At 69.8% G+C, this 12,499-nt stretch carries 14 protein-coding genes; 5 read left to right on the forward strand and 9 right to left on the reverse strand.

The window, feature by feature from the left end; genetic code table 11:
* Positions 1–26: 26 nt before the first annotated feature.
* The 3 genes from ftsX to prfB all read right to left on the reverse strand — a co-directional run bounded on the left by ftsX (position 27) and on the right by prfB (position 2,864).
* Positions 27–941 carry a permease-like cell division protein FtsX gene (gene ftsX / locus HQQ79_RS10665; protein WP_027465852.1) on the reverse strand — a complete coding sequence of 305 codons (915 nt, stop codon included), beginning with the start codon at positions 939–941 and terminating at the stop codon, positions 27–29.
* Positions 938–1,693, reverse strand: coding sequence for a cell division ATP-binding protein FtsE (gene ftsE, locus HQQ79_RS10670; protein ID WP_017888215.1), 756 nt, complete (start codon positions 1,691–1,693; stop codon positions 938–940). The genes ftsX and ftsE overlap by 4 nt, the downstream gene beginning before the upstream one ends.
* Positions 1,694–1,754: 61 nt before the next feature.
* Positions 1,755–2,864: a peptide chain release factor 2 gene (gene prfB / locus HQQ79_RS10675; protein ID WP_071244840.1), complete on the reverse strand. Its 1,110-nt coding sequence runs from the start codon at positions 2,862–2,864 to the stop codon at positions 1,755–1,757.
* 256 nt (positions 2,865–3,120) lie between these two features.
* On the opposite strand from prfB, the gene HQQ79_RS10680 reads away from it, so the two are divergent.
* The 3 genes from HQQ79_RS10680 (at position 3,121) to HQQ79_RS10690 (ending at position 5,501) form a co-directional block, all read left to right on the forward strand.
* Entirely contained in the window at positions 3,121–3,711 is a 591-nt protein-coding gene (locus HQQ79_RS10680) for a hypothetical protein (protein WP_173034165.1), read from the forward strand.
* A 448-nt stretch (positions 3,712–4,159) separates the two neighbouring features.
* Complete coding sequence (locus tag HQQ79_RS10685) at positions 4,160–4,405, forward strand: hypothetical protein (protein ID WP_173034167.1); 246 nt, start codon at positions 4,160–4,162, stop codon at positions 4,403–4,405.
* A gap of 262 nt (positions 4,406–4,667) precedes the next feature.
* Positions 4,668–5,501, forward strand: coding sequence for a hypothetical protein (locus HQQ79_RS10690; protein WP_173034169.1), 834 nt, complete (start codon positions 4,668–4,670; stop codon positions 5,499–5,501).
* Between the two features lie 54 nt (positions 5,502–5,555).
* Here HQQ79_RS10690 and HQQ79_RS10695 read toward each other — a convergent pair whose 3' ends face one another.
* Both HQQ79_RS10695 and HQQ79_RS10700 read right to left on the reverse strand, forming a co-directional pair.
* The gene (locus HQQ79_RS10695; RefSeq protein WP_173034171.1) at positions 5,556–6,551 is read right to left on the reverse strand and encodes a Gfo/Idh/MocA family oxidoreductase; all 996 of its coding nucleotides are present in this window, start codon (positions 6,549–6,551) and stop codon (positions 5,556–5,558) included.
* Positions 6,552–6,553: 2 nt separating this feature from the next.
* Positions 6,554–7,441, reverse strand: a complete 888-nt coding sequence (locus HQQ79_RS10700) for a sugar phosphate isomerase/epimerase (RefSeq protein WP_027465855.1) — start codon at positions 7,439–7,441, stop codon at positions 6,554–6,556.
* Between the two features lie 68 nt (positions 7,442–7,509).
* On the opposite strand from HQQ79_RS10700, the gene HQQ79_RS10705 reads away from it, so the two are divergent.
* The gene (locus HQQ79_RS10705; protein WP_173034174.1) at positions 7,510–8,532 is read left to right on the forward strand and encodes a LacI family DNA-binding transcriptional regulator; all 1,023 of its coding nucleotides are present in this window, start codon (positions 7,510–7,512) and stop codon (positions 8,530–8,532) included.
* A 210-nt stretch (positions 8,533–8,742) separates the two neighbouring features.
* Here the strand turns inward: HQQ79_RS10705 and HQQ79_RS10710 are convergent, their stop codons facing one another.
* Positions 8,743–9,237, reverse strand: coding sequence for a GNAT family N-acetyltransferase (locus HQQ79_RS10710; RefSeq protein ID WP_216852365.1), 495 nt, complete (start codon positions 9,235–9,237; stop codon positions 8,743–8,745).
* Between the two features lie 151 nt (positions 9,238–9,388).
* On the opposite strand from HQQ79_RS10710, the gene HQQ79_RS10715 reads away from it, so the two are divergent.
* Positions 9,389–9,892: a hypothetical protein gene (locus HQQ79_RS10715; protein WP_173034178.1), complete on the forward strand. Its 504-nt coding sequence runs from the start codon at positions 9,389–9,391 to the stop codon at positions 9,890–9,892.
* Here the strand turns inward: HQQ79_RS10715 and HQQ79_RS10720 are convergent.
* The 3 genes from HQQ79_RS10720 to HQQ79_RS10730 all read right to left on the reverse strand — a co-directional run bounded on the left by HQQ79_RS10720 (position 9,885) and on the right by HQQ79_RS10730 (position 12,449).
* A complete protein-coding gene (locus HQQ79_RS10720) occupies positions 9,885–10,364 on the reverse strand; it encodes a hypothetical protein (protein ID WP_173034180.1) in 480 nt (159 codons plus the stop codon). The genes HQQ79_RS10715 and HQQ79_RS10720 overlap by 8 nt on opposite strands.
* Positions 10,361–11,164, reverse strand: a complete 804-nt coding sequence (locus HQQ79_RS10725; protein ID WP_173034182.1) for a hypothetical protein — start codon at positions 11,162–11,164, stop codon at positions 10,361–10,363. The genes HQQ79_RS10720 and HQQ79_RS10725 overlap by 4 nt, the downstream gene beginning before the upstream one ends.
* A 103-nt stretch (positions 11,165–11,267) precedes the next feature.
* The gene (locus HQQ79_RS10730; RefSeq protein WP_173034184.1) at positions 11,268–12,449 is read right to left on the reverse strand and encodes a cysteine desulfurase family protein; all 1,182 of its coding nucleotides are present in this window, start codon (positions 12,447–12,449) and stop codon (positions 11,268–11,270) included.
* Positions 12,450–12,499: the final 50 nt, after the last annotated feature.

Here is a 12,499-nt window from a genome sequence, read left to right on the forward strand (position 1 = left end):
CGCCCGCTCGCGGATGCGGTGCTGCGTCAGACCTTCAAGTACCGGCGGATGGCGATCGACGCCGACGCCGCGGCGAGGAGCACGCCGATCACGATCACCGCGGGGACCACGATGGCCGCGTCCCCCATGCCGATGAACGCCGTGCCGGTGAAGCGCTCCGCAAGGAAGTTCCGGACGAAGAACCAGACCACGGCGGTGATCGCGCCTCCGGCCAGGACGGCTCCGATGGCGGCGGCGATCACCCCCTCGAGCACGAACGGTGTCTGGATGAACCGGTTCGACGCACCCACGAGCCGCATGATGCCGAGCTCTCGCCGTCGACTGAACGCCGACAGGCGGATCGTCGTCGCGATGAGCAGCACCGCCGCCACGAGCATGAGCGCCGCGATGCCGATCGCCGTGTAGGACGAGGCGTTGAGCAGGTTGAAGATCGGCTGCAGGTACCCGCGTTGGTCGACGACGCTCTGCACGCCGGCGACCTTCGACAGGCTCTCGACCAGGACGTCGGCCTGCGAGGGGTTCTTCAGGTTCACCCAGAAGGTCTCGTTCAGGTACTCCGGCTTGACGAACTCCGTCGCGGCCGAGTCCTTGAACTGCTCCTTGAACCGGGTGAAGGCCTGGTCCTGGTTCTCGTAGTAGGTCTTCTCGATGTACGGCTTGAGCGTCGACGAGTCGAGCTGGGCCTGGACCTGCTCGCGCTGGTCCGCGGTGGCCTTCGCGCCGGTGCAGTTGCCCGTGGTGTCGGTGTCGGTGCACAGGTAGACGGCGACCTGCGCCCGGTCGTACCAGTACCCCTTCATCTGGTTGATCTGCATCTGGAGCAGGATCGCCGTACCGACGAAGGTCAGGGAGATGAAGGTCACGAGGACGACGGAGACGACCATCGACGCATTGCGCCGCAGGCCCGAGCCGACCTCGGACATGACGAGCCCGAGCCTCATCGGATGAGCCCCGGGATCGTCTGGATGCCGGTGGTGTTGGACACGGTGCCTCGCTGGATCGGGACGGCCTGGGTCTGGTAGCCGCCGGACTGCTCGTCGCGCAGGACGGTGCCGTTCGAGAGCTCGATGACCCGCCGCTGCATCTGGTTCACGATGCTGGCGTCGTGCGTCGCCATCAGCACGGTGGTGCCTCCCTGGTTGATGCGCTCGAGGAGCGCCATGATGCCGGCGGACGTGGTGGGGTCCAGGTTTCCGGTGGGCTCGTCGGCCAGCAGGATCGCCGGCTTGTTCACGACGGCGCGGGCGATGGCCACGCGCTGCTGCTCACCACCGGAGAGTTCGTGCGGCATGCGGGTGGCCTTGCCGGCGAGTCCGACGAGCTTCAGCACGTCGGTCACGGCCTCACTGATGAAGCCCTTGCTCTTGCCGATGACCTGCAGCGAGAACGCCACGTTGTCGAACACGTTCTTGTTCGGCAGCAGACGGAAGTCTTGGAAGACCACGCCGAGGTTGCGGCGGAAGTACGGGACCTTCCGCGATGCCAGGGACCCGAGGCGCTGCCCGAGCACGTGGATCTGCCCGCTGGTGGGCTTCTCCTCCTTGAGCACGAGGCGCAGGAAGCTGGACTTGCCGGAACCGGACGCGCCCACGAGGAACACGAACTCGCCCTTGAGGATCTCGAGGGTGAGGTTGTCGAGCGCCGGACTCGGGTTGCCCGAGTAGACCTTGGTGACCTGGTCGAATTTGATCATGACCGGATCAGGGTAGGTCGCCGCGCTTGGAAAGCAAGCGAGGCGCGCGGCTCACGAACCCCTACTCGGCGGCGGATTGCTTGCGCCAGCGGATGCCCGCGTTGATGAAGCCGTCCAGATCGCCGTCGAACACAGCTGAGGGGTTGTTCACCTCGTGCTCCGTCCGGAGGTCCTTGACCATCTGGTACGGCGCCAGGACGTAGGAGCGGATCTGGTCGCCCCAGCTCGCCGTGATGTTGCCGGCGAGTTCCTTCTTCTTCGCGTTCTCCTCTTCCTTCTTCAGGAGGAGCAGGCGCGACTGCAGCACGCGCATGGCGGCAGCACGGTTCTGGATCTGCGACTTCTCGTTCTGCATCGAGACGACGGTGCCGGTCGGGATGTGCGTCAGGCGCACCGCGGAGTCGGTCGTGTTGACGGACTGCCCGCCGGGGCCCGACGAGCGGAAGACGTCGACGCGGATGTCGTTCTCGGGGATGTCGATGACGGCGGTCTCCGGCATGAGCGGGATGACCTCGACCGCGGCGAAGGACGTCTGGCGCTTGCCGGCGGCACCGAACGGCGACATCCGTACCAGGCGGTGGGTCCCGGCCTCGACCGACAGCGTGCCGAACGCGTGCGGGGCGTCGATCTCGAACGTCGCGGACTTGATGCCCGCTTCCTCGGCGTACGAGGTGTCCATCACGGTGGTCTTGAAGTTGTGCTGCTCGGCGTACCGGAGGTACATGCGGAGGAGCATCTCGGCGAAGTCCGCCGCGTCGACACCGCCCGCACCGGCGCGGATCGTGATGACCGCGGGACGGTCGTCGTACTCGCCGTCGAGGAGCGTCTGCACCTCGAAGTCGCCGATCATCTTCTGGATCGCCTTGAGCTCGGCGAGGGCTTCGTCGGCGGACTCCTGGTCGTCGCCCTCGTTCGCCATCTCGACCAGCACCTCGAGGTCGTCGATGCGCTGCTCGGTGTCGGTGATCTTCTTCAGCTCCGACTGGCGGTGCGAGAGCGCGCTCGTCACCTGCTGCGCGTGGTCGACGTCATCCCAGAGGTCCTGGGCCCCGGCCTGCTCGCTGAGGTCGGCGATCTCACGCTGCAGGCGGTCGACGTCGACCACCGAGCGGATGTTGCCGAAGGTCTCGCGAAGGGCGGAGAGCTGCTCGGTGAAGTCCAGTTCGACCATGGTCATCGATCCTACCGGCGCGGCCGACTGCTCGGCGTCGCGTCGGCGACGCGACGGGTCGACCGGGAGGCCCGGCACCGGTCCGCCCCGCCGGTCACGCTCCCTGTATCGCCACTCATCAGACGGTCGTCTGACAGACGTGTTCCTTCCGCAGCCTGGTCGTCGGCCGTTCACGACCCGGATGCCCCTACGCCGCAGGCTCGTCATTACGGAGCGGGATCGACCGCTCGCCACGACCGAGAGACGAGGTTGCACCATGAACACGCTCGACGCCCTGAAGCCCCACCACCCGCACGCGACACGCACCGCCGGGACCCACCCGCGCCTCCTGCGTACCGTCGGCGCCGTCCTCGCCGTCGCGACCGCCGTCGCGTTCGGCATCACCGCCGCAACACCCGCGTTCGCCGCGCCACACGGCACGACGATCGTGCACTCCTCGACCTCCGACATCGGCGTGACAGCTCGTCCCACCGGCGAGGAGGACCGCGCGACGTCCACGACGACGCTCGTCACCGATGCGCGAGCGCAGTGGATCGCGGCCGTCCGCGACCCCGGCACCCAGCAGGCCTTCCCCGACCTGTCGGGGAGCCTCCGGCAGGTCGGGTTCAACTCCCACGGCCCGTGGATCAACCTCTCCTACACCGCACAGAAGGTCATCCTCGCCGCCGGAGGCGCCTACGCCACCATCTCGGTCTGTCGCATCCCCGAGATCGGCTGGGCCCTCTGCGCCTTGTCGGCCGTGGTCTTCGCAGGCGTGTTCGAGCTGCTCAAGGCACACCGGATCTGCCCGTCCGACAAGCCGGTCTTCAAGCTGTACCTGAGCAACCACACGTCGTACTGCGAGTGAGGCCGGACCTGTGCCCTGCGTCGGGTGGCGACGGGGCGTCCGTCGTCGCCCGACGTACCGGACACCGGGGTTCACAATGACATCCGCGCCCACCGGAAAAGACGTGAGGACCCCGACAGGAATGCCCTGGTGAACATTCTTCCGCGATCACCGGGTGAATAGTCCGTGAGATGGCGCTCAGACGACCACCGAATGCGACCCGATGCCGTAGCGTCCTCTTCACCAGACGATCGTCTGGGTCGGATGCACGAAGAAGGGAACACTGCCATGTCGACGCTCTCTGCTCGCCGTGTCTGCATTGCGCCCGTGATCGCAGCGAGCGTGCTCGCCGGAGCCGTGGCGGGGGCCCTCCCCGCCGATGCCACCTCCCCACCGGCAGGGTGGAGGTCCGGTTCACCACGAGCGCCTCTGTGCGACCACCCAGGTCAAGTCGGTCGAAGTCGACGAGTTGAACGGCACGCGCCGCGCATGCGAGGACTTCGGGTCGTTCTCCTTCGGCTCCGGGATCCGGGGGGCCGGAATCGCCGTCGACCTCACCGTGCAGGGCCTCGACGCACGCCACCGGGGCGAGGTGTACAGCTTCGCCGACGCACGCTGCGCGCCGAACTCCTACCTCGTCGGCAGCAGCGGCGTCATCGACACCGGACGTTCCGTTGTCTGGACCGTCTACCCGGAGCGCACCCCCACCCACTGATCAAGCGGGGCGGATCACCCAGGTATTTCCTCGTCACCTTGGCACGAGCACGGCATTCGCTCATCGTGGGACCGCACTGCCGGTTCCTTTTCGGACAATCGTGTCGACGGAGCACCCCAGCGCTCCTGAAGAATGCCTCCGCGCATCGACCTCGCGACAAATCCGTCGACCGTTCACGATCTGCGAGCGGAATCAAACTCCCCATGCACAGGACAGAAGGACCACGATGCAATCAATTCCCCGACCCAGCGGCGGCCGCCGCATGAGAACGATCGTCGGGATCGCGCTCGTCGTCGCCTTCGGCACCGGCGCGGCGGTCGCCGCGACTGCACCAGCGAACGCGGCTGCCGATGTCGTCGTCCGGAACAGCTTGCCGGTCCGCGGCGGGACGGCACTCATCTTCAACGGCGCCCAGGTCGGGTCGGCGTTCTCTCCCGACCAGGAGTGCACGGCCGGGCCGGTCCTGCGGGCCTCCGGGATCCTCTCCTCGCTGACGCAGTACCAGCGGGCGGTGCGGTACGTGGCAACTGCGGGACACTGCGCGTCCGCGGTGGGGCAGGTCGTGCGGGTCAACGACGTCAACGTGGGGACGGTGCAGTGGATCTCGACGCAGTCCGACCTGGCGATCGTCCGCATCGAGCCGACGTCGACCCGGTACACGCAGTGCCACCACACGTCAGGAGGCTTCCTCCGGTGCCAGATCGTCGTGAACTGGCTGCCCCGAGCAGGTGGACAGGTGATCCTCGGGTACAACCGCGTCGGACGAGAGTCGTTCCTGCCGGTGCAGGGAACCGGTACCCCGGCTGCCCGCGAACTCTTCTGCATCACCGGAGCGCGAACGGGGAGCGACTGCAACTACCGGAGTGTTCCCACGCCGCCGGGCAGCGACCTCCGGCCGCACGAGGTGGTCGCCGAGAACCCGAACCAGCACCGTGCCCCCGGTGATTCGGGTGCCCCGGTCGTGAGTCGTTCAGGGCTGGTGTACGGCGTCTTCGTCGCCGGAGGCGATCCCGGCCCCGCCGAGAACCTCGGTGCGTACATCCCCATCTCCGAACTGTTCCGGGAACAGCCGTCGTACCGACTCGCGATCGACTGACCAACCGGCATGGACCGGAGGTCGGCCCGGTCGAGTAGGCCGGGCCGACCGGGGTCAGTAGTCGATGTGCTCCGTCCGTGCCGACGACAGGGCACGAGTGGCCGCCTCGGCGGTCGCCTGGGCCCTGAGCCCGTCCTCCAGGGAGACCGGCGGCTCGGATCCGGACTCGAGCGACGCGACGAAGGCGGCGAGCGTCGCGGCGTAGGTGGGCTGCACGCGCTCGAACCAGCCGTCGTGGAGTCCGTCCGCGACGATCTGCCCGTCGGTGTAGCGAGCCACGTTCCCGCGGTGGTTCCGCCGCGACTCCACGAGTCCGGACGACCCCATGACCTCGATGCGCTCGTCGTAGCCGTAGCCGGTGCGCCGCACGCTGTCGATCTGCACGAGCGCGCCGGAGGGCATCGTGAGGGTCGTGACCGATGTGTCCACGTCGCCGAACTCGCGGATGGCCGGATCGACGAGCGCCGAACCCGCCACCGCGACCGTCACCGGGTCCTCGCCGGTGATCCACCGCACGAGGTCGAAGAAGTGCACGGTCTGGTCGCGGAGCTGGCCGCCTGAGACCCGCAGGTAGTCGAGCGGCGGCAGGGACGGGCCACGGGAACTGAGCTGGAGGAGTTCGACAGCACCGATCTCCCCCGCGGCGACGATGCGTTGCAGCTCGGCGTGGTCACGGTCCCACCGCCGGTTGAAGTCGAGCATCGCCGGCACGCCGCTGGCACGCACGTGCTCCACCACCGCGATCGCGTCGGCGTACCCGGCAGCGATGGGTTTCTCGCAGAGCACGGCGATCCCGGCGTCGGCTGCGGCGCGCAGGTGCTGCGCGTGGGTGTCGGTGGAGGAAGCGACGAAGACCGCGTCGACCTGCGCCGCGTCGAACGCCTCGTCCTGGGTGAGCGCCCGCGTGCCGTGCCGTGCCGCCAGCGATGCAGCGCGGTCACGGTCGACGTCGTGGATCCCCACGAAGTCGACGTCGGGGTGCGCTGCGAGGGACGCGGCATGCACGGCACCGATGAACCCGGCACCGACGAGTGCGAAGCGTTGCGTCATGATCAGCCCACCAGGATCGCGGTCAGGTCGTGCATGGTGCGTGCGACGACGGCGGGATCCTGTTCGTTCGCCCGGTCGGAGAACATCTCGGTGACCCACCATCCGTCGTACCCGGTCGCCTTGATCGCGTCGACCCACTGCTGCAGCGGGATCGCACCGCCCCCGATGACGACATTCCGGTGGACGGCCTGGTCGGGAACCGTCCGCTCGCGGTCCAGGTCGAACCCGTCCGACAGGTGGACGGCCTTGATGACCGATGCGGGCAGCGCTCGGACCTCGGCCAGCGTGTCCCCGGTCGTCCAGAAGTGCCAGGTGTCGAGTGCGATCCCCACGTTGTCGCGCCCGGCCTCCTCGATGATGTCCAGCGCGTGCCGGCATCGGTTGAGGTGCGCCCAGGCGAGGGGCTCCAGGTAGACCTCGAGCCCGTGGTCCGCGGCGATGTCCGCCGCCAGACGGACGTTCGCACCGGTGATGCGGACCGCTGCGTCCTCGTCGAGTCCGAGCGTCGCCCGGTACCGGGTGTCGTCATCGGCCAGTCGGCCAGCGCGGTGGTCACGGACGACCGCGGAATCGACCGGCCCGGTGCACAGCTGCACGATGGGCGCACCGACGGCGGTGGCCACACCGCACATGCGCTCGACCTCCGCGACGAAGTCGTCGCGACCGGCACCTTGACGCTCGATGTCGAGCACGGCACCGAGCCCTGTCACTTCGAGACCCTCGAGCAGCGGCGGCAGTGTCTGGACGTCGTACCCGGCGTCGAGGTACCGGTAGAGCTTCGGGCTCTGCAGCTCGATGCCGCCGTAGCCGGCCTCCTTCGCGAGGCGGACGTCCTGGACGACGTTGCCGTGGAACGTCGTCGTGACGTTCATGGAGATCTTCGGGGGCATCTGCGCTCGCTTCGTTGGACAGCACTGGAACAGTGTGGACCGGTCCAGAATAGGACTAGCCTGCTCTCATGTCGAGACCGCACCACGCTCCGACCATCCGGGACGTCGCCGAGCGCGCCGGGGTCTCGAAGTCGCTGGTCTCGCTCGCGCTCCGCGGCGACCCAGGAGTCAGCGACGCCCGTCGGGCGGCCGTCCAACGAGCAGTCGACGAACTCGGCTACCGACCGAACCGCGCAGCCAGGAGCCTCGGCGAGCAGCGGACGGGTACGGCCGGAGTGCTCCTGAACGACCTGCGGAACCCCTGGTTCGTCGACCTGCTCGCCGGCCTCACCGCGACACTCGACACCGTCGGACTGGCACCCATCCTGGTCGACTCGGCGACCACACGGCGCGTGGGCGGTTCGCCCGTGGACATGCTCCTGCGACAACAGGTGGACGGCATCGTCGTGGTCGGCACCACAGAGGACGACGCCGCCCTCCGTCGGGCGGTCCAGGAGGTCCCAGTGGTCCTCGCCGGGACGTACGAGCCTGACGACCTGCACGCCGACGTGGTCGTGAACGACGACCATGCCGGCGCGTCGATCGCGACCGAGCACCTCCTCGCGCTCGGACACACCCGGATCGGTCACCTCGTCGGCCCCGGGCGCGTCGGGGAGCTCCGCGAGCAGGGTTTCCGCGCGACCATGACCCGCCACGGTGCCGACGCCGTCGTGGTGCCGGCCGGCATGAGCGAGGAGAGCGGGTACGCGGCGGCCCGACGAGTCCTGGGCGCGGCCGACCGTCCGACCGCGCTCGTGGCCTACAACGACCTCGTCGCCATCGGCGCGTTGTCCGCGGCCGACGACCTCGGCCTCGTCGTCCCGGACGACGTGTCACTCGTCGGGTACGACGACACCTACCTCGGCAGCATCCGGCACATCTCGCTCACCACGGTCGACAACGGGACGTTCGCGATCGGGGCCCAGGCGGCACGGTGGCTCGGTGAACGCGTGCAGGGGCGAGACCCGGAGCCGCGCGTGCACCGAGTGCCGGTGTCACTCGTGGTGCGGCGCACGACGAGCGGTCCGAGACCGACGGACGACGACCGCTGACGGCGACGTCGCCGACGGTGCGGTCTCCCAGCGCGCCCGCGTGTCCGGCGCGCATCCGGAAGGCCGACCGGGAGGCCCGGCGCAGGTCCGTCCCGCTGGTCACGGGGACGTCGACAGCGGCACCCGGACCGGATCGGCCGGGCATCCGCTGAGCGTGGGCTCGCGTGACACGGCGAAACGTGTTCCTCGGGGATCACCGTCCTCCGCTCGCTACCCGGGCCTCCGGTGCGACCTGGCGATCGCGTACCGCCGCAGCCGCACGCCCCCGCGGCGCTCGGTCGACAACAGGACGGCGTCGTAGTGCTCCAACACCCCGACGGAGCCGTCGTTGTCATCGCGGCAGACGGCGATCACCGGGTCGATGCCGACGCGCGAGGCGTGCGCGAGCACCTGGCCCAGCGCCCAGGTCGCCACGCCTCGGCCCCTCGCCGACGGACGGATCCCGTACCCGACGTGGCCGAACCGCTGCACGCCGGCGGCGTCTCCCGGCGCCCGGAGTGCGATCCCGCCCAGGACGCGTCCGTCCTCGACGATCCACCAGAGCGCCCCGGGTCTGGCGTGCAGGCGGCCGACCCAGGTGCGGAACCCGTCCTCGTCACCGACGTCGTCGTGGGCGGTGATCCCGAACCCGTCCTCGTGCGCGCCCGGCCCCCACTCGGCATGTGCTTCAGCCCACGCCTCGTACAACGCCGTCTGCGGTCTCACCAACTCGAGCATGTCCAAGTATCACAAGGCAGCGGGTCGGTGGCGATCCCCTCGTGCGGATCCGACGGCAGTCGCTTCCGGAGTCGCACGCGCGACCCGCATAGACCGCGACCCGTAGAGTCGAGAGACTCTCGACGTCAGGACCAGAACGATGACCAGCCCCGCAACCGACCCGGCCGGAGCCGAGCGGTGGGCAGCCGCCGCCGGGAGCAGCCACGCGAGTGGCGGCGATGGCGTGCAGCTGCTCGTCCAGCTCCTGCTGTTGCTGCTCGGGCTGGTCGTCGGCATCGTCGGTTTCGTGTGGGCCTTGCGCTCCGGTCACTACGTCACTCGCTGGCGATCGGTGAGCAGCCCGCTCTCCCCGGCGGAGCAGCGGTCGGTGCGGCGTCAGATCGCCGGCAAGGAGCCGATCGACGACGAACACGCGGACATCGTTGCCGCGGTGGCCGTGCAGAACCGTCGAGCCACGCTCGGGATCCTGCCGATCTTCGGCGCCGTGATGCTGTTCGCCGCCTCGACAGCGGTGAGCACCGACAGTCTGCCCATCAAGCTGGTCGAGCTCGTCGCGTCGTTCGCGGTGGTGCTCGGGCTCGTGCAACTGGCCGTGCAGTACCGACGAGCCGGGCGGTTCCTCTCGGAGCGCCCGGTCAGCTGACGTCGTCCGGCTGGCTGCCCGCACCGCTCGACCGTCGGCGGCGTCGACTCCTCAGGACCAGCACGAGAGCGGCGAACGACGCGGTGCTCCCGAGGAAGACCCCCGCTCCGACCCACGTCGTGACGGATGTGCCGTGTCCGAACAGCGCGTTGATGAGCATGCCGAGTCCGACGGCCACGCCCGTGAGCAGTACCGCGCACGTCGGCTCGAGCCACGGAGGTGACCGGAGCGACAGTCGGTCGACCGGGAGGCCGCGGTCCTGTCGAGCGCGCGCAGCTCGCTCGCGGTCCTGGATCGCGATCCCGATCGTCGGCCCCCAGAACGCCACCGTGGCCTGGCTGCCGTCGGGATCGACCAGGATCAGGATCGCCATCGTCGCCACCGCGCCGCCGAGGTACCACCAGGGGAAGACCCGACGGATCGGGACGGCCCAGCGGCTGTCCCGCCGGGTGCCGTGGATGCACGCCGTCACGGTCGTCCCTTGCGGAACGGAAACCGGAAGGGCCGTCGCCGAGCCGCCACGGGCCGGAGCCCCTGCGCCAAGCGCGTCAGCTCCGCTCGCAGGTCCGCATCAACGGTCGGCACCCCGACACCCGGGTGCCGAGGGAACGGGTTGCCCTCGATCCCGAGGACGGTCAGTGCGGCGCGGGCGTGCCCGGATGCCGACTCCGGGTCTCCGAGCCGGCTCGCGACGCGGGCCCGCGCCGTCAGGTACCGGACGACGCGGTCCCGGAAGAACGCCGTCCTCCGGATCGAGTCCTCGGCACCGGCGAGCAGTGCGTCCGCCTCGGCGAGCGACGAGGGATCGCCGAGCTGCAGGAGCACCTCGGCCAGGAGCACCTCCGACATGCCGGTGGTGAACGAGTCGGAGCCGCACTCGGCGATGCGCCGGAGGACCCTCCAGTACTCGTCGGCGGCGTCACGCAGACGTCCCGACAACGCCAGTGACATCGCGAGCACCTCCCCGCCGTCGTTCACGCGCGCCTGCGACCCGCCGACGGCCTCGATCTCCGCCATGAACCGGACGAGCAGCCCCCGACCGACCTCGCGGACGCCCTCGTCTGCGTCGCCCTGCAGGGCGAGGGTCACCCCCTGGATGCGGATGTACTCGAGCCTGGACGATCTCGCACGTGCGAGCTTCGCTTCGAACGCCGCAGCGATCTCGTCGTTCCACTCGGTCGAGCGGTACCAGTTGTCGTCCCGCGGCGGTCGGACGCGCGTTGGACGGCGGACGTCCCCTGCGTCGTGTACATCGTCCGGCCCCAGTACCACGAGCAGCAGTATGCCCTGGAAGGGGACCAGCGTCAGCGTCGCAACCGAGATCGCCGGTGTCCCACCCAGCCGCAAGCCGAATCGACTGCGCCGGAGTCACCCACTACCGCCCGAGCAGCGGCTCCCTCGACGCCATCCCCGCGGCACCGGCCCGAGCGACGGCATCGGGCAGCGCCGTCAGGAACGCGTCGACGTCGGCATCGGTCGTCGTGTGGCCGAGCGTGATCCGGAGCGCACCGCGGGCGTCCTGCTCCGACAGCCCCATCGCGAGCAGCACGTGCGACGCCTCGGGCACGCCGGCCTGGCACGCCGACCCGGTCGAGACCGCGACCCCGGCGGCGTCGAGCAGGTACAGGAGCGAGTCGCCCTCGCACCCGGGGAACGTGAAGTGCGCGTTGCCCGGCAGCCGGTCGACGGGGTCCCCCATCAGCACCGCCGACGGCACGGCCGCACGCACCCCGGCGATCAGCCGGTCCCGCAGTGCGACGAGCGACGGGTGCGGCATCGGCTCGGCGACGACCGCGCCGGCCGCCACGCCGAAGGCCGCAGCCGCCGGGGCGTCCTGCGTGCCGCTGCGCACCTGCCGCTGCTGCCCACCACCGTGGATGAGGGGCTCGACGGTTGCCTTCCGTCCGAGCACGAGCGCACCGATGCCGACGGGCCCGCCGACCTTGTGCGCGGAGACGCTGAGGGCGTCGAGGCCGGACCCGGCGAACGACACCGGCACCTGCCCGTAGGCGGCGACCGCGTCGCTGTGCACGGGCACGCCGGCGGCGTGCGCGAGCTCGACGATCCGCGACACGGGCTGGATGGTGCCCACCTCGTTGTTCGCCCACAGGAACGTGACCAGGGCGACGTCCGAGGCGTCGGCGAGCCGCGCCTCCAGTCCGGCGAGGTCGACGCGACCCTGCGCGTCCAACGGGACCACGTCGATGACGGCGCCCTCGTGGGTCTCCAGCCAGGTCAGGGTGTCGACGGTGGCGTGGTGCTCGCCACCCGGGACGACGATGCGGGGCCGCTGGCGGTCGCGCTGGCGAGCCCAGAACAGGCCCTTCACGGCGAGGTTGATGCTCTCGGTGCCGCCGGAGGTGAACACGACCTCCACCGGGTCGGCGTCGAGCGAGCGGGCGACGGCGGCGCGGCCGTCCTCGAGCAGCATCTTGGCGCGCTGACCGGCGCTGTGGATGGACGACGGGTTGCCGACGGTGCCCAGGGCATCCGTGAAGGCGGCGAGCGCCTCCGGCAGGATCGGCGTCGTCGCGGCGTGGTCAAGGTAGACCGACAAATGCACCCCCTGGATCGAGCAGTGTCCAGGATACGCGCCGGTCCTCGTAC

The sequence above is a fragment of the Curtobacterium sp. VKM Ac-2852 genome (genome assembly GCF_013205045.1).
GTDB classification, from domain to species: domain Bacteria; phylum Actinomycetota; class Actinomycetes; order Actinomycetales; family Microbacteriaceae; genus Curtobacterium; species Curtobacterium flaccumfaciens.

Excerpts from the sequence above, each read along its gene's own strand:
- ftsX (WP_027465852.1), bottom strand. The coding sequence starts at position 941 with ATGAGGCTCGGGCTCGTCATGTCCGAGGTCGGCTCGGGCCTGCGGCGC.
- ftsE (WP_017888215.1), bottom strand. The coding sequence starts at position 1,693 with ATGATCAAATTCGACCAGGTCACCAAGGTCTACTCGGGCAACCCGAGT.
- prfB (WP_071244840.1), bottom strand. The coding sequence starts at position 2,864 with ATGGTCGAACTGGACTTCACCGAGCAGCTCTCCGCCCTTCGCGAGACC.
- HQQ79_RS10680 (WP_173034165.1), top strand. The coding sequence starts at position 3,121 with ATGAACACGCTCGACGCCCTGAAGCCCCACCACCCGCACGCGACACGC.
- HQQ79_RS10690 (WP_173034169.1), top strand. The coding sequence starts at position 4,668 with ATGAGAACGATCGTCGGGATCGCGCTCGTCGTCGCCTTCGGCACCGGC.
- HQQ79_RS10695 (WP_173034171.1), bottom strand. The coding sequence starts at position 6,551 with ATGACGCAACGCTTCGCACTCGTCGGTGCCGGGTTCATCGGTGCCGTG.
- HQQ79_RS10700 (WP_027465855.1), bottom strand. The coding sequence starts at position 7,441 with ATGCCCCCGAAGATCTCCATGAACGTCACGACGACGTTCCACGGCAAC.
- HQQ79_RS10705 (WP_173034174.1), top strand. The coding sequence starts at position 7,510 with ATGTCGAGACCGCACCACGCTCCGACCATCCGGGACGTCGCCGAGCGC.
- HQQ79_RS10715 (WP_173034178.1), top strand. The coding sequence starts at position 9,389 with ATGACCAGCCCCGCAACCGACCCGGCCGGAGCCGAGCGGTGGGCAGCC.